Annotated in this window: 22 protein-coding genes; 15 read left to right on the top strand and 7 right to left on the bottom strand. The window is 65.1% G+C overall.

From position 1 onward, the window contains the following. Positions 1 to 37 precede the first annotated feature (37 nt). Positions 38 to 1,033 (bottom strand): SDR family NAD(P)-dependent oxidoreductase, encoded by a 996-nt coding sequence (locus tag BN973_RS23685; RefSeq protein ID WP_036472974.1) that lies wholly within the window; start codon positions 1,031 to 1,033, stop codon positions 38 to 40. 117 nt (positions 1,034 to 1,150) lie between these two features. Here BN973_RS23685 and BN973_RS23680 point away from each other — a divergent pair, with 117 nt between their 5' ends. The 11 genes from BN973_RS23680 (at position 1,151) to BN973_RS23630 (ending at position 12,593) form a co-directional block, all read left to right on the top strand. Continuing rightward, positions 1,151 to 2,797 (top strand): nitric oxide reductase activation protein NorD, encoded by a 1,647-nt coding sequence (locus BN973_RS23680; protein ID WP_084163653.1) that lies wholly within the window; start codon positions 1,151 to 1,153, stop codon positions 2,795 to 2,797. A gap of 136 nt (positions 2,798 to 2,933) precedes the next feature. Next, positions 2,934 to 3,770: a CbbQ/NirQ/NorQ/GpvN family protein gene (locus BN973_RS23675; RefSeq protein WP_036471143.1), complete on the top strand. Its 837-nt coding sequence runs from the start codon at positions 2,934 to 2,936 to the stop codon at positions 3,768 to 3,770. Between the two features lie 94 nt (positions 3,771 to 3,864). Further along, positions 3,865 to 4,983 carry an ABC transporter substrate-binding protein gene (locus BN973_RS23670; RefSeq protein WP_036471142.1) on the top strand — a complete coding sequence of 373 codons (1,119 nt, stop codon included), beginning with the start codon at positions 3,865 to 3,867 and terminating at the stop codon, positions 4,981 to 4,983. Next, the gene (locus BN973_RS23665) at positions 4,983 to 6,122 is read left to right on the top strand and encodes a spirocyclase AveC family protein (RefSeq protein ID WP_036471141.1); all 1,140 of its coding nucleotides are present in this window, start codon (positions 4,983 to 4,985) and stop codon (positions 6,120 to 6,122) included. The genes BN973_RS23670 and BN973_RS23665 overlap by 1 nt, the downstream gene beginning before the upstream one ends. Beyond that, positions 6,115 to 7,113 (top strand): SDR family oxidoreductase, encoded by a 999-nt coding sequence (locus tag BN973_RS23660; RefSeq protein ID WP_036471140.1) that lies wholly within the window; start codon positions 6,115 to 6,117, stop codon positions 7,111 to 7,113. The genes BN973_RS23665 and BN973_RS23660 overlap by 8 nt, the downstream gene beginning before the upstream one ends. 2 nt (positions 7,114 to 7,115) lie before the next feature. Beyond that, positions 7,116 to 8,336, top strand: coding sequence for a cytochrome P450 (locus BN973_RS23655; protein ID WP_036471138.1), 1,221 nt, complete (start codon positions 7,116 to 7,118; stop codon positions 8,334 to 8,336). A 145-nt stretch (positions 8,337 to 8,481) separates the two neighbouring features. Then, on the top strand, positions 8,482 to 9,966 hold the full coding sequence (locus BN973_RS23650) for an aldehyde dehydrogenase family protein (RefSeq protein WP_036471136.1): 1,485 nt from the start codon (positions 8,482 to 8,484) through the stop codon (positions 9,964 to 9,966). 14 nt (positions 9,967 to 9,980) lie between these two features. Continuing rightward, on the top strand, positions 9,981 to 10,283 hold the full coding sequence (locus BN973_RS23645; protein ID WP_036471134.1) for a hypothetical protein: 303 nt from the start codon (positions 9,981 to 9,983) through the stop codon (positions 10,281 to 10,283). Beyond that, a complete protein-coding gene (locus BN973_RS23640; RefSeq protein WP_036471132.1) occupies positions 10,283 to 10,939 on the top strand; it encodes a maleylpyruvate isomerase family mycothiol-dependent enzyme in 657 nt (218 codons plus the stop codon). Before BN973_RS23645 ends, BN973_RS23640 begins: the two co-directional genes overlap by 1 nt. A gap of 58 nt (positions 10,940 to 10,997) precedes the next feature. After that, entirely contained in the window at positions 10,998 to 11,612 is a 615-nt protein-coding gene (locus BN973_RS23635) for a TetR/AcrR family transcriptional regulator (protein ID WP_036471130.1), read from the top strand. Positions 11,613 to 11,813: 201 nt separating this feature from the next. Beyond that, entirely contained in the window at positions 11,814 to 12,593 is a 780-nt protein-coding gene (locus BN973_RS23630) for a hypothetical protein (protein ID WP_036471128.1), read from the top strand. A 21-nt stretch (positions 12,594 to 12,614) separates the two neighbouring features. On the opposite strand, the gene BN973_RS23625 is transcribed toward BN973_RS23630, so the two are convergent. Further along, on the bottom strand, positions 12,615 to 13,256 hold the full coding sequence (locus tag BN973_RS23625) for a TetR/AcrR family transcriptional regulator (RefSeq protein ID WP_036471126.1): 642 nt from the start codon (positions 13,254 to 13,256) through the stop codon (positions 12,615 to 12,617). Positions 13,257 to 13,396: 140 nt separating this feature from the next. Here BN973_RS23625 and BN973_RS23620 point away from each other — a divergent pair, with 140 nt between their 5' ends. The 4 genes from BN973_RS23620 (at position 13,397) to BN973_RS30110 (ending at position 16,933) form a co-directional block, all read left to right on the top strand. After that, a complete protein-coding gene (locus tag BN973_RS23620; RefSeq protein WP_084163528.1) occupies positions 13,397 to 14,479 on the top strand; it encodes a spirocyclase AveC family protein in 1,083 nt (360 codons plus the stop codon). Positions 14,480 to 14,562: 83 nt separating this feature from the next. Continuing rightward, positions 14,563 to 15,327, top strand: a complete 765-nt coding sequence (locus BN973_RS23615) for a hypothetical protein (RefSeq protein ID WP_139830306.1) — start codon at positions 14,563 to 14,565, stop codon at positions 15,325 to 15,327. A gap of 25 nt (positions 15,328 to 15,352) precedes the next feature. Then, a complete protein-coding gene (locus BN973_RS30115) occupies positions 15,353 to 16,120 on the top strand; it encodes a hypothetical protein (protein WP_051641462.1) in 768 nt (255 codons plus the stop codon). A 147-nt stretch (positions 16,121 to 16,267) separates the two neighbouring features. Further along, positions 16,268 to 16,933, top strand: coding sequence for a TetR/AcrR family transcriptional regulator (locus BN973_RS30110; protein ID WP_051641461.1), 666 nt, complete (start codon positions 16,268 to 16,270; stop codon positions 16,931 to 16,933). A gap of 103 nt (positions 16,934 to 17,036) precedes the next feature. On the opposite strand, the gene BN973_RS23600 is transcribed toward BN973_RS30110, so the two are convergent. The 5 genes from BN973_RS23600 to BN973_RS23580 form a co-directional block, all read right to left on the bottom strand. Further along, positions 17,037 to 18,152 (bottom strand): TIGR03857 family LLM class F420-dependent oxidoreductase, encoded by a 1,116-nt coding sequence (locus tag BN973_RS23600; RefSeq protein ID WP_036471123.1) that lies wholly within the window; start codon positions 18,150 to 18,152, stop codon positions 17,037 to 17,039. Then, on the bottom strand, positions 18,142 to 19,302 hold the full coding sequence (locus BN973_RS23595) for an LLM class flavin-dependent oxidoreductase (RefSeq protein ID WP_036471121.1): 1,161 nt from the start codon (positions 19,300 to 19,302) through the stop codon (positions 18,142 to 18,144). Before BN973_RS23595 ends, BN973_RS23600 begins: the two co-directional genes overlap by 11 nt. Then, positions 19,299 to 20,180: a phosphotransferase family protein gene (locus BN973_RS23590; RefSeq protein WP_232232138.1), complete on the bottom strand. Its 882-nt coding sequence runs from the start codon at positions 20,178 to 20,180 to the stop codon at positions 19,299 to 19,301. The genes BN973_RS23595 and BN973_RS23590 overlap by 4 nt, the downstream gene beginning before the upstream one ends. Before the next feature lie 322 nt (positions 20,181 to 20,502). Further along, positions 20,503 to 21,144, bottom strand: a complete 642-nt coding sequence (locus BN973_RS23585; protein WP_036471120.1) for a TetR/AcrR family transcriptional regulator — start codon at positions 21,142 to 21,144, stop codon at positions 20,503 to 20,505. Between the two features lie 197 nt (positions 21,145 to 21,341). After that, positions 21,342 to 22,037: a DUF305 domain-containing protein gene (locus BN973_RS23580; protein ID WP_051641460.1), complete on the bottom strand. Its 696-nt coding sequence runs from the start codon at positions 22,035 to 22,037 to the stop codon at positions 21,342 to 21,344. Between the last annotated feature and the right edge of the window lie 256 nt (positions 22,038 to 22,293).

Raw genomic sequence — 22,293 nt, 5'->3', positions numbered from 1 at the left:
GTCTCTTTACTCTGGTCCCTGGTCGTTTAGCCGGACTCTACGGTTGGGCAGATTCTTGGTCAACGATGCGCGGTTCGGGGAACTCGATTTCGGCGTTGCCCGGCATCGCGCTGACGCCGCGTCGCGCGCAGACTTCCAATACCTCGTCGACGATCGAGCCGGGCACCAGGAAACGCTCGGTGGCCGAGATCTGCTCGAGGTGTGCCTCGATGTCTTCGGCCGTGGGTTCGCTGTCGGTGTCGGCCAGCCAGCCTTCGCTCAGCCCGACGAACACCCGCGCATAGCGTCCGGCGGCGGCCGAATAGTTGCGGTGGGTGAACGTGCAGGCCCGGCTGGCGAGGAACGTCACCAACGGCACCACCAGCTCGGGCCGGATGGCCTGCATGAACCCGGACTCGGCGAGGAACTTCTCGTCGCCGACGGTCTCGGTGACCATGCGCGAGAAGCCGGTCGGCATAACGGAATTCGCGAGGATGCCGTGCGCTTCGCCTTCGATCGCGATCACGTTCGTCAACCCGACCAGGCCCGCCTTCGCCGCGGCGTAGTGCGCCTCCATCGGTTGACCGAAGATACCGGCCGACGACGAGATGAACACGAACCGGCCGCCGCCATTGCGCTTCATCACGCGATAGGCCGGTTGTGAAAGATAGAACGCGCCGTCGAGATGAACCCGCAGCATTCGGGTCCAGCCGTCGACCGAGAGATCCTCGAATGCCACGCTGCCGAAGATTCCGGCGTTGCTGACGACCGCGTCGACGCGCCCGAACGCACTCACCGCCGCATCGATGATCGCCCGGCCGCCTGCCGGGCTGTCCACCGAGTCGTGGGACGCGACCGCCCGGCCGCCCGCCGTCGTGATCTCGGCGACGACGTCGTCGGCGACGCCTCTGTCCGCGCCCTCGCCGCCCATCGAGGCGCCAAGGTCGTTGACCACCACCGCGGCACCGCGGCGGGCCAGGTCCAGTGCGTACAGCCGGCCGAGCCCCCGACCGGCGCCGGTGACCACAGCCACCTGGCCGGTGAAGTCAATCATGATGTGCTCCCGATTCATTGACTGCCGTGACGCCGGACTTTACGGTGGAACAGATATTTGGTCAACAAAGTCGGAGGTGGCGTGGGGGACGGTGTCGAGCGGTTGCAGGCCCTGGGCATGCTCGCCTCCGCGCTGGCGGGCCGGGCCGTTGCGGTCGCCGGGCTGTCACCCGGCGAGCCGGCATGGACCGACGGCCAGACGATCTTCGTCGACGCCGCCGCACCCGCCCGCGCGCAACTCGAGGCCATTGCCGTCCAGGCGTCGATGATCGCCGCCGGCAGCCTGGACCCCGAGGTCCTGCGGTCGCTGGTTCGGCGCCCCCGGCCGGCCAAGCGCTACCTCGCGGTCGAGGGGCACCGCGCACTGGTTGCCAATGCGCATTTGCTCCCAACGGTTTTGGCGTCGTTGGGCGATCGCGACATCGCCGGTCGCAGTGATTCGCCCGCCGCGTCGCTGAGCATTGCCGCGGGCCGCGCGCCGCTCGACGACCCGGCTCCCGGGTTCGGGGTGATCCGTGCGGCCAAGGTATTGGCCGCGTGCGCCCGCGTCACAAAACAAGACGACGGCGCCGGCCATGTCCCGCGCAGCCGTGGCCCACAGGAGCTGGAGGAGCTCGACGATGGCGAGGTCGACGACTCCGATGATCCGGACCTGTTCACCAGCCCGGTCGGTGGGGGCGGCTTCATCGGCAAGTGGCTGAAGAAGATGCTGTCCTCGGCGCGTAAGACCGGTGATGGCGGTGGACCGCCGGGGGCGGACGCCCCTACGCATCGCACCAACTCCGCCAAACGCGGTTTGCACGCCGTGTCGTCGCTGGCCTCGGCCGCGAGCGAGGAGGTCGACGACTCCGAAGCCACCGCGGACGGCGTGCGGTACCCGGAATGGGACGTCGCCCGAAAGAGCTACCGGCCGGCCTGGTGCACCGTGCGGGAGGTGGAGGCGGACATCAAGGCGTCTGCCACGCAGGCGATCGACGACGCGATCGGGGTGCGACGGCCGCTGTCGCGACTCGGCATGGGCCTGCACCGTCGACACCGCCAATCGCAGGGCGACGACATCGACATCGACGCCGCGGTCGAGGCCCGCGTCGAGGTGCGGGCCGGATCGGTGCCCGACGAGTCGGTCTACCTGGACAGCTTGCGACGCCGGCGCGACCTGTCGGTCTTGCTGCTTCTCGACGTGTCTGGGTCGGCGGCCGAGCCCGGCACGGTGGGGCGCACGGTGCACGAACAACAGCGCGCCGCGGTGGCCAATCTGACCGTCGCACTGAACGACCTCGGTGACCGGGTCTGTCTGTACGCCTATTACTCGCAGGGGCGCTCGGCGGTCACCATGGTGCCCGTCAAGCGGTTCGACGACCACCTCGACGCCCACGTCATCCGGCGGCTGAACAGCCTGGAACCCGGTGCTTACTCGCGCCTCGGCGCGGCCATCCGGCACGGCTCGGCGGTGCTGGAGGCGCGCGGCGGAACCTCACGGCGACTCCTTGTGGTGCTGTCCGACGGCCTTGCCTACGACCACGGGTACGAGCGGGCCTACGGCGCCGCGGATGCGCGGCGCGCGCTGACCGAGGCGCGCCGGCGGGGGACCGGCTGCGTGTGCCTGACCATCGGCGCGGGCACCGACGTGGCATCGCTGCGCCGGGTGTTCGGCAGCACCGCACACGCCACGATCGCGCGTCCCGATCAGCTCGCCGGGGTGATCGGACCGCTGTTCCGATCCGCGTTGCGCGCGGCGGAGGTGCGCCGCAGGGTGAGCGTCTGAACATCCCGATTCACGTTGATGCCATGTCCCCGAATGCGGTTCGTGTCCACACCGCGACACCAAAGCCGCTCGTCAACGCTCTTGAAACAAACATCTGTTCCGGATAGGCTCCAATAAAATCGGCAGAAGGGACGCTATGACCAACGAGTCCGGGATCGCCAGCCGCAACGGCGCGAATCCCGACGTCGGGGTACGGCCCTACTACCAGGCGGTCGGCGGCGAAGAGGCGATCTTCAAAGCCGCATACCGTCAGGGTCTGGCGCTCGTGTTGAAGGGGCCGACGGGCTGCGGCAAGACCCGCTTCGTCGAGGCGATGGCCCACGACCTGGGCCGGCCGCTGATCACGGTGTCCTGCCACGACGATCTCACCACGGCAGACCTGGTCGGGCGGTATCTGCTGCGGGGCGACGAGACGGTGTGGGTGGACGGCCCGCTGACTCGCGCCGTGCGCGAGGGCGCGATCTGCTACCTGGACGAGGTCGTGGAAGCCCGGCAGGACACCACCGTGGTGCTGCATCCGCTCGCCGACCACCGGCGGCAGCTGCCGATCGAGCGCCTCGGCATCACTCTGGACGCCGCGCCCGGCTTCGGCCTGGTGGTCTCCTACAACCCCGGCTATCAGAGCGTGCTCAAGGACCTCAAGGATTCGACCCGCCAGCGCATGGTCGCCATCGAATTCGGTTTCCCCGCAGCCGATGTCGAGGAGGGCATCGTCGCGCACGAAGCGGGTGTCGACGCCGCCACCGCGGCCGAGCTGGTGCGGTTCGGCCAGGCCATCCGCCGCCTGGAAACCGGTGGCCTGCGCGAGGTCGCGTCGACCCGCGTGCTGATCGCGGCGGGCCGGCTCGTCGCCGAGGGGCTGACCATGCCGGAGGCGGCGCGGGCCGCGATCGCCGGACCGCTCACCGACGATGTCGCGGTGGGCCGGGCCCTGGGCGAGATGGTCGAGGTCTACCTGGGCGGAGCCGGGTAGATGATTGACGCTGCCCACCGCCCCCGCTACGGTCTGAACAAATATTAGGTCAGCCATGGATCGTTGCGAGTGATCAGGTCACCCGGGAGGTCAGATGTCCTACGAAAGCACTGCCGAGCCGATCAAGGTCGGCTACTTGATGGACTTCACGCTGCCGCCCGGCTTTCCCGAAGATCTGTTCGCCTCCTTCACCCAGACTTTCGACCTCATCTTCGAAGAGGCCCTCGCCCAAGGCCTGATGGACCGTCCCGTGCAGATGATCTATCGCGAGGTGGAGGGTCTGCCCAAGGGCTCGGTCAAGGCGGTGATCGATGCGTACGGCGAACTCGTCGACGAGGGCTGCCTGGTGGTCTTCGGCCCGAACATCACCGACAACTGCGTGCCGTTGCGAGAGGCGATCGAGGAACGGTTCAAGGTGCCCGCGATCAGCGTCACCGGCACCGACGACTGGCTGGGCGAGTGGACCTTCGCCTTCCCGCAGGGATCGATGACCGACGAGCCGATCTTCCTGGCCGACCTGATCGCCAAACGCGGACTGGCCGAGATCGGCGTGCTGGTCGAGCAGAGCCTCATTGGTGAGAGCTACCTGAAGAATCTGCGAAGTGCGTGTCGGCGCAAGGGCATTCGCATCGTGGCGGAAGTGTCGATCGCCCAGACGGCACAGGACATCCACGCCGCGGTCCAGACGCTGCATGAGGCGAAGGCCGAGGCGATCGTCCACCTGGGCTTCGGATTCGGCATCGTCTTCATCAACCCGGCGCTCGAGGCGCTCGGCTGGGACCCGCCCCGCTTCACCACCACCGCATGGCAGAACGCCTGGGTCAACCCGATCATGTGGAACGCGTTCATGGGCTGGACCGGTGTCGACCAGTACGACGAGGCGAACCGGATCGGCCAGGACTTCCTCGACGCCTACGCGAAGAAGTACAACGGCAGCCGCCCCGAGTTCTGCGTGACCGTGGTGAACCGCGACGTCGCCGCGACGCTGGTGCGCGCGTTCACCGACGCACACCCGCTCAGCCCGCGCGGCGTCAAGGAGGCCCTCGAGCGGGTCAAGATGATGCCCGCCGCGTCCGGCGCACCCGGGACTCGAGTGTCGTTCGGCAAATGGACCCGCCGGGCCTGGATGGGCGCCGGCTATTTGGTGGCTCGAACCCTCGACGCCGACGGTATCAACTCGCACCTGGTGGATCGCTTCGGAGAGGAAGACTGATGTCCACAGAACAGTCCGCACCGTTGACTACACAAGACAAACCCGCCCCGGCGGGCGGCACAAAGCGCGGGTGGGGCGGCTGGATCGCCGGCGCGGCGCTGGCGGCGTTCGCGCTCTTCTTCATCGCGAATTGTCGTGTCGCCCTTGACCCGCGCGTCGCCAATCCGAACGTGCAGGGACGTCCCCGTCCGGTGAAGTTCTTCTTGGGGTTGGACTACATCACCTTCCTGCACATCTCCACCTGCATCATGCTGCTGGTGCTGCTGGTGGTGTTCATCCGGGGCTGGCGTCGCAATCCCGGCAGCCCGGTGATGCTGATGTTCCTGTGCACCACGCTGATCGTGTGGCAGGACCCGATCATGAACTGGTCGCCGTTCGCGGTGTACAACCCCGACCTCATCCACTGGCCGGAGTCCTGGCCGCTGGTATCGCTGTCGCCGACGGTCGAGCCGTTCGTCGTATTCGGGTACGTCACTTTCTATTTCGGGCCGTACTTCCCGGCGATCTGGATCCTGCGCAAGCTGCAGGCCAAGTACGGACCAACGAGTTTCGTGTCGCGACACCCATTGTGGAGCCTGGGCTTGTTGACGTGCGTGATCGGTTTCATCTTCGACGCGTGGCTGGAGATCCAGCTCGTCCACGCCGGCATGTACATCTACTCGCAGGTGATCCCGTGGGGATCGGTGTTCACCGGCACGACCTTTCAGTTCCCGCTGATCTGGGAATCGTTCTCGGTGACCTTCGTGATGGTGCCGGCGGCGATTCTCTGCTATCGCGATGACACCGGTAAATCGGTGGCAGAGAAGCTGGCGGCCAAGGCGAAGGTCTTCCCGAGCCGGCCGGTGCTGGGCACCTTCCTGGTGATGTTCGCCATCATCAACGTCTCCTACTTCGCCTACGGCGCGTGGTTCTGGGCCATCAAGGTCAGCCACGCGGCGACCTCGGTCGCCTGCCCATGGCCGTATCCGGAGGCGAAAGTGTATGACCCGCAAGGGTATTACGAGAAGGCCGGCGCGCAGGGGCCCTACTCCGTCGGCATCTGGTCGACCTGGGCGAGCGGCGAACCGAACGGTCGGCCCCACGTCGACCCGCCGCCCCCGGGTCAGGGCGCCTGCGCGACCCCGAGCCAGCATGGCTGAGCCGCGCGCGGTCGTCATCACCGGCGCGTCGCGCGGACTGGGGTTCGCCTCGGCCGTGCGCCTGTATCGCGAGGGGTGGCGCGTGGTCGCGGCCATGCGCACACCCGAGAAGGGACTTCCGCTGCTGCGGCAAGCGATCGGGGCCTCCGACGACGACGACCGGCTGATCGCGGTCGAGCTCGATCTGTTGGACATCGGGTCGATCTCCGCGGCGGCCAAGGCAATCGAAGAGGCCGTCGGCGCGCCGTTCGCCATCGTGCACAACGCCGGAATCTCCGCCGCCGGCATGGTGGAGGAGGCGGATACGACGTTGTGGCAGAACATGTTCACCACCAGCGTCATCGGCCCGGTGGAACTGACCAAGGCCCTGTTGCCGTCCATGCGGGCGGCGGGCCACGGCCGCATCGTGCTGGTCTCCAGCGCGAACGGGGTGCGCGGTCAGCCGGGCACCGCGCCGTATTCCGCGGCCAAGGGCGCGCTGGAACGGTGGGGCGAATCGATGGCCGGTGAGATCGCGCCGTTCGGTCTCGGCGTCAGCATCCTGGTGACCGGCATGTACGACACCGAGATCATCACCGACGCCGGTACGACCGACGACCGCAACTTCGAAGGGCCCTATGCCCGGATCCATCAGACGATGAACAGCCGCGGCCGGTTCGCGGTCAGCCTCGCTCGTCCACCCGAGCGGTTCACCGATGGGTTGGTCAAGGCGCTGGCGGACACCGGGGCGTTCCGGCGCCGGGGCGTGGGTTTGGATGCGTCGATGCTGTTGGCGTCCAGTCGGATTCTTCCGCCGACGGGGATGCATCACCTGTCGCGGATCGCGCTGGGCATACCGCGCTTCGGTGCGATGCGCGACGGCGCATGGCCGTTGACGGCTGGCCAAAAGGCGATGGTTTTCGCCGCCAAGATTCTTCCGCAGCCGGTGCTGCAGCGCTTGGCGTCGCTGGCGGCTAAGCGCCGCAACGGAAATAAGGGGACTGAGGGGTAACTATGGAACAGCTTTTCGACGACTTGGAGGACTTCGGTGCCTTCGACGATGCGATCTCCGGTGACGTGCGCGACCCGTACACCGAACTGGCGCGGCTGCGCCGCGAGGAACCGGTGCAGCGACTCGAGACCTCGGGCGCGCTTCCGCACGAGGAGTCGCTGCCGATGTTCATCGTGTATCGCCACGAGGACATCCAGCAGATGTTGCGCGACAACGAGACCTTTTCGTCCTCGGCCGTGATCGCCGCGTTCGGCCCGGTGCTGGGCGAGCGGGTAATGCTCGGCATGGACGAGCCCATCCACGGCCGGCTGCGGTCCCTGGTGTCAAAGGCGTTCTCGCAGAAGTCATTGGCGCGCTGGCAAGACGAGCTGGTCGGCCGGGTGGCGAACAGTCTGATCGACAAGTTCGCACCCAATGGCAAGGCTGATCTGGTCAAGGAATTCACCTTCGACTACCCGAGCCAGATCATCGCCGGCCTGCTGGGCTTGCCCGAAGAGGACTACCCGCAGTTCCAGCGGTGGTCGATTTCGCTGCTGAGCTGGCTGATGAACCCCGAACGCGGGCTGGCGGCTTCGGCCGCCCTGTGCGAATACTTCGCCCCGATACTCGAGGCCCGCCGGGCCGAGCCGAAGGACGATCTGATCAGCGCCCTGGCCGCGGCCGAGATCGACGGGGAAAAGCTCGCGGACGAAGAGATCTTCTCGTTTCTGCGGCTGCTGCTGCCCGCCGGCGTGGAGACGACCTACCGGGCGTTGGGCAGCCTGCTGCTGGCGTTGCTGTCGGACCCCGCGCAGTTGGATGCGATCCGCGCGGACCGCTCGCTGCTGCCGCAGGCGATCGAGGAGGGGGTGCGCTGGGAATCGCCGCTGCTGACCATCACCCGGGTGGCGACCCGCGACACCGAGCTCGGCGGCGTGGCGATCCCGGCCGGGGCGACGGTGATGCCGATGCTGGGTTCGGCGAACCGGCAGGAGGATCGCTACGACGACCCGAACACGTTCAACATCCACCGCCAGGCGAAGGCGAATCTGGGCTGGGGGTATGGCGTCCATGTTTGCCTGGGCATGCACCTGGCCCGCCTGGAGATGCGCACCGCGATCAACCTTTTGTTGGACCGGCTGCCCAATCTGCGGCTGGATCCCGACGGGAACGACCCGCACATCCGCGGGCAGGTGTTCCGGTCGCCGACCTCGGTGCCGGTGCTGTTCGACGCGCAGAAATAGGATGGTCATGGCGCCGAGGGAGCGTGCGGTAATCGCACGTCAGGGGCCTACCCGCAGGGAGCATGTTGCCAATCGGCTAGTTTCCAGTAAGGCTCTCCGCAGGGACGAGTCACAAGATCACGAGTCTGAAGAGAGCTGAACAAAAATGGCTGACACTGTAAAGGTCCGGTTCGAGCCGAAAATGATGATCGACGGGAAGCTCGTCGACGGCCAGGCCGGCACCTTCACCAACATCAACCCCGCGACCGAGGAATCGCTCGGTGAGGTTGCTGACGCCTCCAAGGAGGACATGCACCGGGCCATCGACGCCGCCCGGCGTGCCTTCGACGAGACCGACTGGTCGACCAACAAGGAGCTGCGCAAGCGCTGCCTGTTGCAGCTGCACGAGGCGATCGAGTCCGAGATCGACGAGCTGCGCGAGGAGCTCATCCTCGAGGTCGGCTCGCCGCGGGCCATCACGTTCGGCCCGCAGCTGGACGCTCCGCTGGAAGACGGGCTGAAGTACCCCGCGCGGCTGATCGACGAGTACGCCTGGGAGACCGACCTGGGCGACAAGGTGATCAGCCTGACCGGCACGCTCACCACCCGCAAGGTGTGGCGCGAGCCGGTCGGCGTGGTCGGCGCGATCGTGCCGTGGAACTTCCCGTTCGAGGTCACCCTCAACAAGCTCGGCCAGGCGCTGGGCACCGGCAATACGGTGGTGCTCAAGCCGGCACCCAACACCCCGTTCAACGCGAACCGGCTCGGTCGGCTGATCGCCGAAAAGACCGACATCCCAGCCGGTGTCGTCAACGTGGTCACCGCGTCGGATCACTTCGTGGGTGAAGAGCTGACCCTGTCGCCCAAGGTCGACCTGATTTCGTTCACCGGCTCGACGGTGGTCGGGAAACGGATCATGGAAAAGGGTGCGGCCACCATGAAGCGGCTGTTCCTGGAACTCGGCGGCAAATCGGCCACCATCGTGCTGGAGGACGCCGACTTCGCGACGGCTTGCATGGTAGGCATCGCGCCGTGCATGCACGCCGGTCAGGGTTGCGCCAACCCGACCCGGCTGCTCCTTCCCCGGTCCCGTTATGACGAGGGCGTGGAAATCCTCAAGAACATCTACGAGAACGTCACGTGCGGCGACCCGCAGGACCCCGCAACGCTGTGCGGCCCGGTGATCTCGCAACGGCAGTACGACCGGGTGACGGGCTACATCAAGAAGGGCGTCGAGGAAGGTGCCACCGCGCTGGTCGGCGGTCCGGACGCCCCGACCGGTTTCGACAAGGGATATTACGTTCGCCCAACGCTTTTCACCAATGTCGACAACAAGATGACCATCGCCCAGGAAGAGATCTTCGGGCCGGTGCTGTCGGTCATTCCGTTCGACGACGAAGAGGACGCGATCCGGATCGCCAACGACAGCGTGTACGGGTTGGCCGGCAACGTGTTTGCGGGTTCGCTCGAGCGCGCGCTGTCGGTGACACGGCGGATCAAGGCCGGCTTCATGGGCGTCAACGGTGGTGCCCCGTACGGGGCCGACACGCCGTTCGGTGGTTACAAGGAAAGCGGCGTGGGACGCCAGAACGGTGTCGCCGGCTTCGACCAGTACACCGAGATCAAGTCGGTCGCATACCCCGCGGTGTAAGCCCGGACAGCGCCATGGCCGCCACCTACGTCTTGGTGCATGGTGGCGGCCACGGCGGCTGGTGCTACCAGCCCGTTGCGCGGCTGTTGCGATCCCATGTCCACCAGGTTTACGCGCCGTCGTTGACCAACGAGGCCGAGCTCGCCCAGCTCCCGCAATCCCACCTCTGCACAACGATGTACATGCGCTGGCGCGACGTGGATGGACTGCGGCGCAAGGCCAATCGGCGGTTGTGGGACCTCGACACCGGCCACGACATGATGATCACCGAACCCGGCTGGGTCGCCGAAAAGCTGATGCTGCCAGCTACCCACTGATGCGAGCAGCCGACCGCGAGTACGTGTTCGCTGCCGTCGCCGACGAACGGCGGCGGATTGCAAGCCTGCTCGAGGGCTTGGATGCCGAGCAGTTGGCGACGCCCAGCCTGTGTGCGGGGTGGGATGTCAAAACGGTGGGTGCACACATCGTCAGCACGGTGGTCGACGAAACTTCGGCGTTCCTCCGCGTAGCCATCGGCCGCGGCAGCATGGCTCGTGCGATCGACGAATTGGCGCGCCGTCGCGCGCGGCTGCCATCCGCAGAGATCGCCGCCAGCCTGCACCGGTGCGCGGATCGGCCAACCAGCCCACCATTATTCGGGCCGCTGGATCCGCTCGCGGACATCCTGGTACACGGCGGCGATATCCGAATTCCGCTCGGCCTGCCTTTCGAGCCCGACCCGCAGCTGGCAGCGCTGGCGATGGAATTCCTGACCGGCCCCTGGCCGTTCGGTTTCGTTCCCGTTCGTCGGCTGAACGGGATCAGCCTGTGCGCCAACGATATTCACCGAACGTGGGGCAGCGGCGCCGAGATCCGTGGACCGGTGGCCGCGCTGATGACGGCGGTGTGCGGTCGCACCGCGCTACTGCACCTGCTCGACGGGCCAGGGGTGCCGCGACTGCGCCGGCGGATAGGTCTGTCGGCGCGCGCGTGAGAGATCGTTCTCGGCGCCGCGTCGCGCTATTCGGAACGCGGACGGTTACTATCGTGAAATGTCGCAAGCCGCTCGAGTAGCGCCGCATGGCAGTCGGAGTCGCCGGCGGGGCGCCGTACTCGAGCGCGCGCTGTACGAGGCGACGTTGGCCGAATTGGCCGAGGTCGGCTACGGCGGGCTGACGATGGAGGGGATCGCGGCGCGCGCCCGCACCGGCAAGGCGGCGTTGTATCGGCGCTGGGCGTCTAAGCGCGACTTGGTGCATGCTGCGCTGGTGTACGCGTTGCCGGCGGTGCCCGAGCCGCGCCCTGGCCGGTCTGCTCGCGAGGCCTTGCTCGCCCTGTTTATTTCCCAACGTGACCTCGTGGCCGGCAAGACGGCATTTCCCGGCCTGCAGACGGTTCAGCAGCTTCTTCACGAACCCGAGATGCGCTCCATCTTCGCCGATGCCGTCGTGGGCCCACGCCTGAAGGTCGTCGACTCGATCCTGCAAGCTGCCGTCGACGCGGGCGACATCGACCCGGGCACGCTTACCCCATTGACCGCTTTCATCGGACCGGCATTGATCAACCACCATTTCTTGCTGACTGGACAACCGCCAAACCGGCGGGAGCTGGGGCTCGTTGTCGACACCGTGATTCCGCCCCTGAACTCGAGGGTGCCGACGCCTTAACGGACACTGGCCCGGTCCCGTCCGTCGAACGCGTCGCCGCCCTACCGGTTCGTGTTCGAGGTGCGACGGGCTATTGACGAATCCATGCGAACGATCGTTATCATGCTTGAGTACGATCTCTTGTGAAACAGGGCACATCGCACGTCGCGTGTGACGCGGCAAGCCGGGCATGGCTGGTCGCATCGTTTGAGAGGGCAACTCATGACGTCATCTACGAGCTCGCCGCCGCACGCCACGGTGGATAATCGCGGCCACTTCTCCCTGGCGAGCCAGCGGGCGATCCTGTGGTGGGGTGTCGCTCTCGCCATCGTCTACGGCCTGGCGTTTGTGCTCCTGTTGCAGCAGGCCCCGCTGAAGAGCCCGCAGTGGTCCGCCGACGAGGTGGCGCAGTGGTACGTCGCCAACGGGACAAAGATCAAGTGGGGCGCTGTCATCTGCAGCTGGACCGGCTGTTTCATGATGCCGATCTGGGCCGTGTTCGCCGCGCAGATGGCCCGGGTGGAGCCGGGGCGCTGGAAGGTGTGGAGCGCGCTGACCCTGGCCAGCGGCACGTTGATGTCGATCTACCTGGCGCTGCCCCCGATGATGTGGGGAGTGGCGGCCTATACCGCGCCACGTAAGAATTCCGAGGTGACGACCCTGATGCACGAGTTGGCGTCCCTGACCATGACGACGACCGACCAGGCGTACATCTTCGCGTGGATCGCCGTTTCGGTGATCGCCTTGCGGCCGGCCACCCAGCAGGTCAAGAACAACCCCTTCCCGCGTTGGTGGGCCTACGGCTCGCTATGGATCACCTTCATGTTCGAGGCGGGTGCGTTCGCGTTCCTACCCCGTACGGGCCCCTTCGCCTGGAACGGCCTGCTGGTGTTCTGGTCGCCGTTCGTGCTGTTTACGGTGTGGATCATCATCCAGAGCAACCTTTGTTTCCGGGCCATCCGGGCCCAGCGGGAAGACCCAGCCGAGAACTACTTCGCCTGAACCCGACGCCGAACAGCCGAATCACGATGGACGGCCGGTGATGCCGTGGGTCACCATCATGGTCATCTCGTGGATCATCCTGTCTTGACTGGGCCGGCGAGCACCGGCGGGCACGATCCAGTCTTCGAGCAGCACGGCGCCGATGACCATGGCGGCCACCGAGGTGATCGTTGCGGGCGGGTCCAGGCGCGTCAGATGACGTTCGTCGGCGATCTCGAGGCCCACTTCCTGCACGGCCCGCAGGCCCTGGCGGATCCGGGTGCTGATCGCGACGGCGGACTCGTGCAAATCACTCTTGGGGTCCGGGCGAGCTTCCATGAGTTCCTGAAACAGCCTGCGGTCCCGGCGCACCAGCGCGAACAGGCCACTGACCAGGCTTTCGGCGAGGTCCTGGACTGACGACTCGGCCGAAAACTCGCGCCACGAGGCGATCCAGCCGTCGATGAACGCGGTGAACGGCTCCATGATGGTCATCTCGAACAGGTTTGCCTTGGAGCCGAAATGGCGAAACAGCGTCGGTTCGGCGATGCCGGCCAGCAGGCAGATCTCTTTCGTCGTCGTCGCTCGGTAGCCGTTCTCAGCGAAGAGCTGATGCGCGGCGGCTAGCGTTCGGGCCCGCGCACCGTCGCGCCAGCCTGGCCGGTCTTGCGAATCTGGCTGCATAGCAGAAGATTCTAAGCGAATCGACGCCGTTCGACAGTGCCGCACCCTGACCGGATGTAAGTGTCACTTGCATATTTGAGTTTTCGCGGCTCATAATGTAAGCGCCACTTTCAGGCTGTGGGAAGCCTGTCGTGCCGGCGATGAAGGGACCAGACGTGGCGACGATTCAGCGTGACGAGCTCCCGCCCGGGGGGCTACGTCTCGATCCGGAGGTTCGCCGGCCGCGCCCGGTGCTGTGGTGGTCGAGTGCGGGGGTCGTGCTGCTTTCCTTCCAGGTCTTCGTACTGGCCAAGTGGATATTCGGCTCGAGCTTCACGCCCACGGACCCCGGGCCCGATAAACTTCCGGCCTGGAAGGCGTTAGTGTTCAACGCGTTACAGATCGCTATACCGATCGCCGCGGTGGCACTGCTTTATTTGTGGGTGATCCGGCCATGGCGCAAGCACCGGTTCCTGACGACCGACGCGATGATCGCTCTGGCGGCATCGACGGTGTTCTTCTGGGACATGGTGATGAACTACACGTCGGTGACCCTGTTCTATAACTCGCATTTGATCAACCGGGGGGCCTGGGCTAACGGGTCCTGGCCGACATGGACCAGCCCGCACGCCAACAGGCTCCCTGAACCATTGCTGATCGTTCCGCCGGCCTACACCGCGCTGGTCTTCTCACAAGTGATCGTGATCCTGTGGCTCCTGCGCAAGATCAAGTCACGCTGGCCGGGCCTGGGCATCGTCGGCATCGTGGTCACGATCGTCGTCGGTTTGACGCTGAGCGACACCCTCGTCGAGGGTCTGGTGTTGCGCACCGGCGTATACGCCTACCCGGGCGGCATCCGCGCGATCACGCTGTTCGCCGGCCAGACATACCAGATTCCGCTGTCGGAAACGGTGCTGTTCGGCGGGTTTGCGCTCGGAGCCATCGCGTGTCTGAGCTATTTTCGCGACGACCGGGGCCAGACCGTCGTCGAGCGCGGAATCAGCACACTGAATTTGGGATTCAGGGGCAAGCAGGCGGTCAAGTTTTTCGCGATCTACGGCGCTATCCACCTCGGATTTGCGGTGCTCTACATGCTTCCGCAGCAGTGGTTCGCAACCCATTCGGATCCGTTCCCGCCGGGCTACCCGTCATACATGGTCAACGACATGTGCGCCGCCGGCGCCGACGGCCACACCTGCCCCGGGCCGGGCGTGCCGATGCCGAGACCCGTGCACAACCCGTGATGGCGCCCGCGGTGCCGACGTGAGAACTAATGCGCAACAACAAATTTCATAGCTACATAGCAGACGATCACAAGGAGGTACTCGTGGCGAAGCGCATCCAACTCGCTGCCGTGTGGGCAGGCCCAGTCTTTTTCGTCCTCTACCTGATCGCGTTCGCCGGCCTTGCCAGGTTCGTCCCTCCGCTCGCGCCGTCGTGGGACCCGGACACGATCGCACGGGTCTTCACCGACCATGCGATCTCGATTCGTATCGGCATGGTGTTGGGCCTGATCGCCACCACGCTGCTGTTCCCGTTCTTCGGCGTGATCTCCATCCAGATCGCACGCATCGAGAAGCGGATGCCGATCCTTGCCGTGATGCAGTTCGGTGGCGCGGTGCTGCTGGTTGTGTTTTTCCAGCTTTGCGGAATGCTGTGGATCACAGCCACTTTCCGCTCCGAGCTCGAACCTTCGACCATCCGGATGCTCAATGACTTGTCTTGGCTGACCTTCGTGATGGTGTTCCCCAGTTATGTATTGCAGCTGTCCTGCATTGCGTTGGCCTCCTTCATGGACCGCTCCGCTTTACCGTTGTGGCCACGTTGGGTGGGCTATCTGAACCTTTGGATTGCGTTGAGCGGCGCCGGCGGTGGCATTGCGGTGTTCTTCAAGCACGGTCCGTTCGCGTGGAACGGCCTCGTCGGCTTCTACATCCCAATCGTGGCGTTCACCATCTGGATTGCCGTGATGACCTATTACATGCATGTCGGTATCCGCAGGCAGTTCGACAGCGAGACGAAATCCGCGGAAACCCACGACAGCCCGCACGGTTCGGCGCCCGCAGCGCTTACCGCGGACATGAATCGTTGACCACCGCCCACGACAGGAGAATTTCATGCGCACCGACGGCTTTCACCCGCTGATCCTGAAGGTCTGCGCCTATACCGGGTTCGCTTTCGCGTTCCTGTGGCCTTTCGCGGCCAATGTGGTGGCCCACGGTCAGTACATATTGCCGCCTTCGGCGGCGGATCCGGCCGCAACCGTCGTATCGCAATACCTCGCGCACACGACGGGTATCCGGATCGCGACGGTGATCTTCATTTTCTCGAGCATCCTCTACACGACGTGGAGCGCGAGCATCATTCAGATGGTGCGCCTGCGCGAGCGCCGATGGCCAATACTGTTCAACGTCATGCTGATCTCGGTGGCCTGCGAGGTCGTCGTGGTGATGTTCATCGGATTTTTCTTCGGTGCCGCATCGTGGCGGCCTGGACAGACCAGTCCCGAAGTAACCCAGGCGCTCAACGATCTTGGCTGGCTGGGCGTGTTGTTCACCGGCGCCCCGTTCGCGCTGTTCCAGATCGCGCTGGCGGTGGGCATCCTGATGGATCGCAGTTCCCGGCCGACTTTCCCGAGATGGTCGGGATACTTGAACCTGTTCTCCAGCTTCTTCATGTGTGAGGCAAGCCTGCTGCTGTTCTTCAAAACCGGGCCGTTCTCGCAGAATGGGGTCCTGGTGTTCTATATCCCAATGATTGTGTTTTTTGCCTGGATCATTGTTTTCACCGTGCTGACGGTGCGGGCGATCAACGCTGAAGCCACCGCAGCAAAGCCGGCGTTTGACCCGGTTGAATACCGGACGGCCGGCGTTGCCGTCCATTGATTGGGTCCGGCACCGGTCCGCGCCCCCCACCCGAAGTCACGGACGGTGAAACCGTCGCCGCACTGGCGGAGTCGGTCGTGAAATTTGCGACACGCGACTCCCGGGATTCGGCGGGCCGGAAGTGCCGGTCGGTGCGAAAATGGCGGGGTGCCCAGCAAGCCTAAGGCCAACGGCCAGCCAGTGACGCGTGGCGAGGGAAGGCGTCTGCTGCTGGAATCGGCGCGCGCCTTGTTCGCCGAGCGTGGCTATGCGGGCACCAGCACACGAGAAATCGCACGCGCCGCCTCGGTGACGGAGCCGATGATTTTTCGGCACTTCGGGTCCAAGGCAAAGCTCTTCGAAGAGGCCGTGCTGGCCCCGTTCAACACCTTCGTTTCCGAGTATGTCGCGGACTGGGCTAGCCGACCTCGCGGGATGAAAAGTGCCTACGCCGAGACGTACGACTTCTATCGCGGTGTCTACGACGTGTTGTCGGCCAACCGGCGGCTGATCTACGAGATGGTCGGGGCCAGAGCGGTGGGCGGACCGTTAAGCGCCGAGACCGCGTGGGCGCCGCAACTCGGCAGGCTCCTCGAACAATTCGAGGCGATCATGAAAGACGAGATCGAGGACCGCGGGTTCCGTCATTTCGACCCTGCGGTCGTGACGCGCGTGATCTTTGGGATGGTGTTTTCGATCGCGGTGTTCGGAGACTGGATGTTTGAGGGCTCAACCCGCCCGCGTCCGAGCGTCGAGGCGTTCCTCGACGAGATGACCCGTCTGACCATTTACGGCGCCTACCCGGAAGGCGCCAAACCTACTGCGGCGCCATAGTCGTCGCGCAACCGTCAGCCGGCTAACCCCCGCCCATGGACATCCCGGGTCCGTACCGCGGCATGGGCCTCAGTTGCAATCTGAACCTCAACTGGCCACCCCGCTATCGACGTAGACCTATCCGGTCGCGTGTCCGCCACGCCTCGATCAACCCGGCGTTCTGCCCAGGCGTGCTGCCGTAGGTCGCGATCTCGTCCGCGCCGGCATCGCGAAAGCGCTGCAGCTGGGTGACGCAGTGGTCGACCGACCCGAGTGCGCAGGTCTCCTCCATCCATGCATCAGGGATCAACCGCGCCGGCTCCATCAGTTGAATCCGGTGATAGGTCAGGTCGGCCATCTCCTTGTTGCCTTGAAACTGGGTGTGCGCGCGTAGCTTCGCGACGGGCGCGGTATCCCAATCATTCGCGCGGACCAGCGCGTCACCGTACTCGGGGGCCTGCAGATAGGTGACTGCCCGCGCATGGGCAAGCGCTCTGGTTTCGTCATCGGAGAGCCCGGGCGCGGTGATCACGCACTGGCAGATCCGCACCGTTGCCGGATCTCGGTCGATACGCTCGCACGCCTGCCGAATTCGCGTCACCGCGGCCGCGGTCGCGGCCGGCGTGAGAACCGGCGGCAGCAGCACGCCGTCGAATGATCGGGCGATTGCGTTGGCGGCCTTGGGCAGCGCAAACGTGCCATACCAAACCTTCGGTTGCTCGCCCTCGTACACGTCGCCGAGTTTGATGCCGTCGTATCGTCCCGCTGGACCTTCGTAGGTCACGGCCTCGCCGGCCCAGAGCCGGCGAACGATGTCGACGTAATCGCACAGTCCCTCGAACCCCTGCGTCCGCAGTCCTTCGCTGCGCAAGTAACTGTGGTCGCCGCGACCTAGGCCCAGCACGAATCGGGGCCCGAAGCACGCGTGCATTGTGGCGCCAAAGGCAGCCATGTGCAACACATTACGACGTGCCGGCGATACCAATCCGGTCGCCAACTCGACGCGGGACGTGCGCGCGGCGACCGCGGCCAGTAGCACCGCGACCTCCTTGAGGTTCCACCGCTCCGAGATGAAGACGCGACGAAAACCCAAGCGGTCGGCTGATACTCCATCTTCGATGCCGTCGACCGGAGTGCGCGCGCCGGTTTCGTCACTCGGATCGGCAGGGCGTCGCGAAACCACCCGGCCCGAGATCAGGAATGCGCTCAGATCCTCGATGACAGGTGGGTTATCCGCCATGCGTGCCCGCCTTCTTCAGGCGGGCGCAGATGTCGATATTGCGCGTAAGGCCTGCCTGTGCATCGTCGGGATCGAGGAGCAGCGGCAGAATATCGCAGACGCTGACCCAGGTGGCTCCGGCATCGACATATTGTTCTACCTGTGCCGCAACTGATTCGGGAGTGCCATAGACGAACGATTTCGCGGCCATCTGATGCGTCGTGCGGCTGAGCAGGCCTTGAATCTCCGTGTCGGTCCAGGTCACCGGCAGTAGCTTCACCGCGTAGTGCCAATCTCGCGGCAGCGGTGGCTCGATGCCCTCGGCGTCCCAGGCGCTTTGGTCTAACCGTCCGAAAACACCTGCCATCCAACGCATCATCGGATTGTCGAGGGCACGCGCCAGAAGATCGGCATCGTCGTGCACCAAGGCCATAAACCAGATCCCGAATTCGAACTGCTCAGGATCGCGTCCCTTCCGCTCGAGTTCTGCCTTCATCGTGCGGACCGTCTGAGCCCAAGAGTCTGGCGTCGGCGCGACACAAGGCACGATGGCCGAAATCCCGTCGGCATAGGTTGTCGCAAGGTCGAACAACTTCGGCCCGCCGCCCAACGCCCACACGCTCGGGCGATGAGTGCGTGACTGCCCCAACCATGCCTGTTTGAAGGTCCAATGATTGCCGGGCAGATCAACAGGTTCGGTACTCGACCACAACGCGTTGAAGCACCTGAGTTGATCTTCGAGGCGGGCCAATCCCTCAGACCTCTTCCAGCCATATGGCACAACCTGTTTGGCTTCCCCGGCGCCGATCATCACTTTCGCTCTGCCGCCGGTCATGTTGGCGAGCGTCATCATCGTCTGGGTGAGTTCCGCAGGCCCCCGACGGATCGCATCGGTGCTGATCGTCACACCGATGCCGGGCACCGAGGCGGCCAGGTAACCGCTCATCGCAAACGCGTCGGAATACGAGTCCAGATCGGGGATGATCGTCGCCATCGGGCTGTTTTCCGGGCACCACAGCTGGCGCGGCCAGAAGTTGGTCATCTGGTCCCAGATCAGCAGTTCGTCGACCGCACCGCTCTGTGTCGCGGCTGCTGCTGCGGCCGCGAAATTGGCCGGCGGCGTGTGACGGTCACAGGAAAACGCCAAGGCGGTGGTGACGGATGTACTCATCGCAGCAGCTCCATTGATTCGAGGTCTCGCGCTTGTTGGGCGTAGGAGCGAACCATGCCCGCGAACAGCGCGTCGCCGCGCTCGGTTCGTTCCAACTGAACGGAAAATGGCACGCTGAGCATCAGTCCGTAAAAGACGCACCAGCGGTAGCTTTCCCACATGTCGTCGGACGAGAAGCCGGTGATCCCGCGTGACATCAGTCGATCGTGGTATCGCCTCAATAGTTCTCGCTCGTGGTGACGCCGATCCTCCAACGACAGGCAGCCGCCGAGGTACACACCAACGTCGACCAGTGGTGGACCTAAACGTGTTGCCTGCCAGTCAAACACCGCGACCGGAGCGTCCGGGTCGTCCGGGAAGAGAATGTTGTCCATGCGGTAATCACCGTGCAGGACCACGGTGGGGCCAGCGGTCATCTGTGCGGCCCAGCGGTTGGCGTACGGAACGACCTGCTCCACCAGCTCGACGTCGGCAGCATCTAGGCGACCACCGAAGCGCTCGAGGAATAGCGGCAGCGCCGGCTCCACGCCGGCGAAAAAGTTCTGGTTACGGCTGGGGTGGGCGAGCCAATTTTTTTCGCGCAAGGCCGGATCCGACCAGTGTGGCGCTTGCAGCTCGACGAGTGCATCCAATGCTCGGGCAGCTTGGTCGGCGGTGCCTCCGGCGATCATGTCACCGGGCGTCCCGACCGCGCTCAGGTCCTCAAGGAGAAGGCTGAACCGGCCGGTCGACGATTCGATGTCAGCCCAGCGCATCCTCGGCACCCGGATACCGACGGTCGGGGCAATCTCCCGGTAGAAGCGCACTTCGCCCTCGTAGATACCGAGCGTGACACCGATCGCCCGACTGCCGGCATCCCTGGACGGCAGCTTGACCATCAGAGTCGGCGGCGCTTCCGATCCAGCGCCCTCGTAGGTGAGGGTCAGCCGCGCAACCGATCCCAGCTGGCCAACACTCATCAACTCGCTGGTGAACGACGCGACGTGGCCGCCGCCGAGACAACCGGCTTGGTGCAGCGCATCGGTTAGCCACGAGGCGTTGATGTCGTCGACCGAATCGACGATCGTTGCGATAGGTGGCCGTAGGGTGTCGGCCCCCTGACCGGACTCCGTCACCGGACTTCTTCGTTATTGAATATATATTCGATTAAATTCATGCGGGCCATGAGAACCTCTCCTCGACGTTCGCTATTCTGGGCCTTCAGCGAGTGGGCTGTCTTGATTTCCGTCGTCTGGGCACGCGGGTGTCAATCGCATCGATCACCAGCTGCAGGCCGTCACGGAAATTTTGTCCGGCATCACCCGTGACCAGGGGACCGAAGAGCGAGACCACATTGGGGAATTCGTCGACGGGAAGAGCGGCCAAGCCTGGCCGCGCCGCGGAGTCCATCGCCGCCAGTTCGCGCTGCACCGATCCGACGATGAACGACGTGAGTGTCGCGAATGACGTGGTTACCTCACGATCGGACATGCCCGTTGCCCGCAGTAAGCCACACACCAGCTCGGCGCCTCGGTAGGCGGCCCGGGTGTCGAGACGTTGGTTGGCGATGATCGGGACGAGGGTCGGATGCGTGACCATGACTTCCCGAACCGAGCAAAACATCGTGACCAGCTGGTCCTGCCAACGCATGTCGGTGTTCGGTAGCTCGATCTCGGCCAGGTAGCGGTCGGCAAGCACCGCCAACAGCTGTTCCTTGGTGCGGACGTAGCCGTAGATCGTCATGACTCCCACGCCGCACCGCTCGGCGAGGCGACGCATCGTCACCGCGTCGATGCCGTCGGCGCCGGCTATCTCGGCGGCGGCATCGACCAAGGCCTCGAGGCTCACCTTCGGGACGGCCACATCAGCTTCTTCCGGACGCGCTGGGGGTGCGCATGGCTCCGAAGCGTACATGTACGGTAGCGACACGGGAAGACCTGACACAGTGGACGCCAAGTGTCTCATCGATATGCGAGTGGTAGCTGGGGCGCGCCATTTGGTGCTCGGCAGATCTGGATCGGCCGTGAAGCCACCGTGAATAGCGTTGCGTGCCACACGAATTAGGCCGCGAGGAGCTGCCGCATCTGACCGATGTCGGCCTGCCGTGCCTCGACAATCTGCTTGGCCAGACTGGTGGCGTCTACGTTCTTTCCGTTGGCGACTTCGCGATTCGCGAGGTCGATTGTTGCCTGGTACAGGCTAATCATCGAATTCAGCCAAAGCGTGTCGAACTCGGCACCCCGTACCGCCGCAAGCCCAGCCAGGGTCGCGTTACTGCTCGGCTCGCTCGGCGCGGCCGGTTGGCCACTGGCCCCGGTTGGGTTGTCCTGGCTTTCTTTCCATTGCGCCCGCAAGGCTTTCAAGACCTGCGTGTCGACCTGTAGGGCCGTGGAGGTCTTGGCAGCGAACGCGACAACATCGGGATTGTTGGAATGGTCGGAGACGAGCTGCGCCATGCTGATCCCTTGCTGCTCGTGCGCGATTGCGTCGTTCGCGAAAGCGACGTCAGCGGGGCCAAAGGCGGCGGGTTCGCCAGTGATTACTGGCTTGTCGTCGCTCCGGGTGGGCTGCGCGTGGTCGCCTGACGGCGAGCCGCTGCACGACGATAAGAGCAAAGCGACGCACCAGGCCGTGAGTGCGGCCGCGACGCGGATGGTGAGCGATGGCACCTCGTCAGCGTAGTGGACTTCCCGGTGTCTACTTTCGCGGCGGCGCCGCCGGTGGGCCCCCGATTGATCGAACGCGATGTCGGTCACTACCTGTGCTACGGGTCCGGCACCGCGGGGCCAACTGTTCGCACAACCGGATGCTCGCGCAGCCGGCCGGGGGCGCCCTCCCCAGATGGCTGCTAGACGGACGGCGAATAGTCGGCAACTGAGGCGCCGCTGGTCCTGGCCGCCGGGTCGCCGGGCCACGGCCGGCGGCGTCAGTGCGTTCCCCTGTGAGTTCCGTGTGTGTCGGTGAGCCACGAGATCACTTTTCCGACACGACATCTGAATGTATAGCGGCGCT

This window comes from Mycobacterium triplex (assembly GCF_000689255.1).
GTDB lineage: Bacteria > Actinomycetota > Actinomycetes > Mycobacteriales > Mycobacteriaceae > Mycobacterium > Mycobacterium triplex.
The sequence above is the reverse complement of the archived record's forward strand: the minus strand, read 5'-3'. Positions and strand labels throughout refer to the sequence as shown.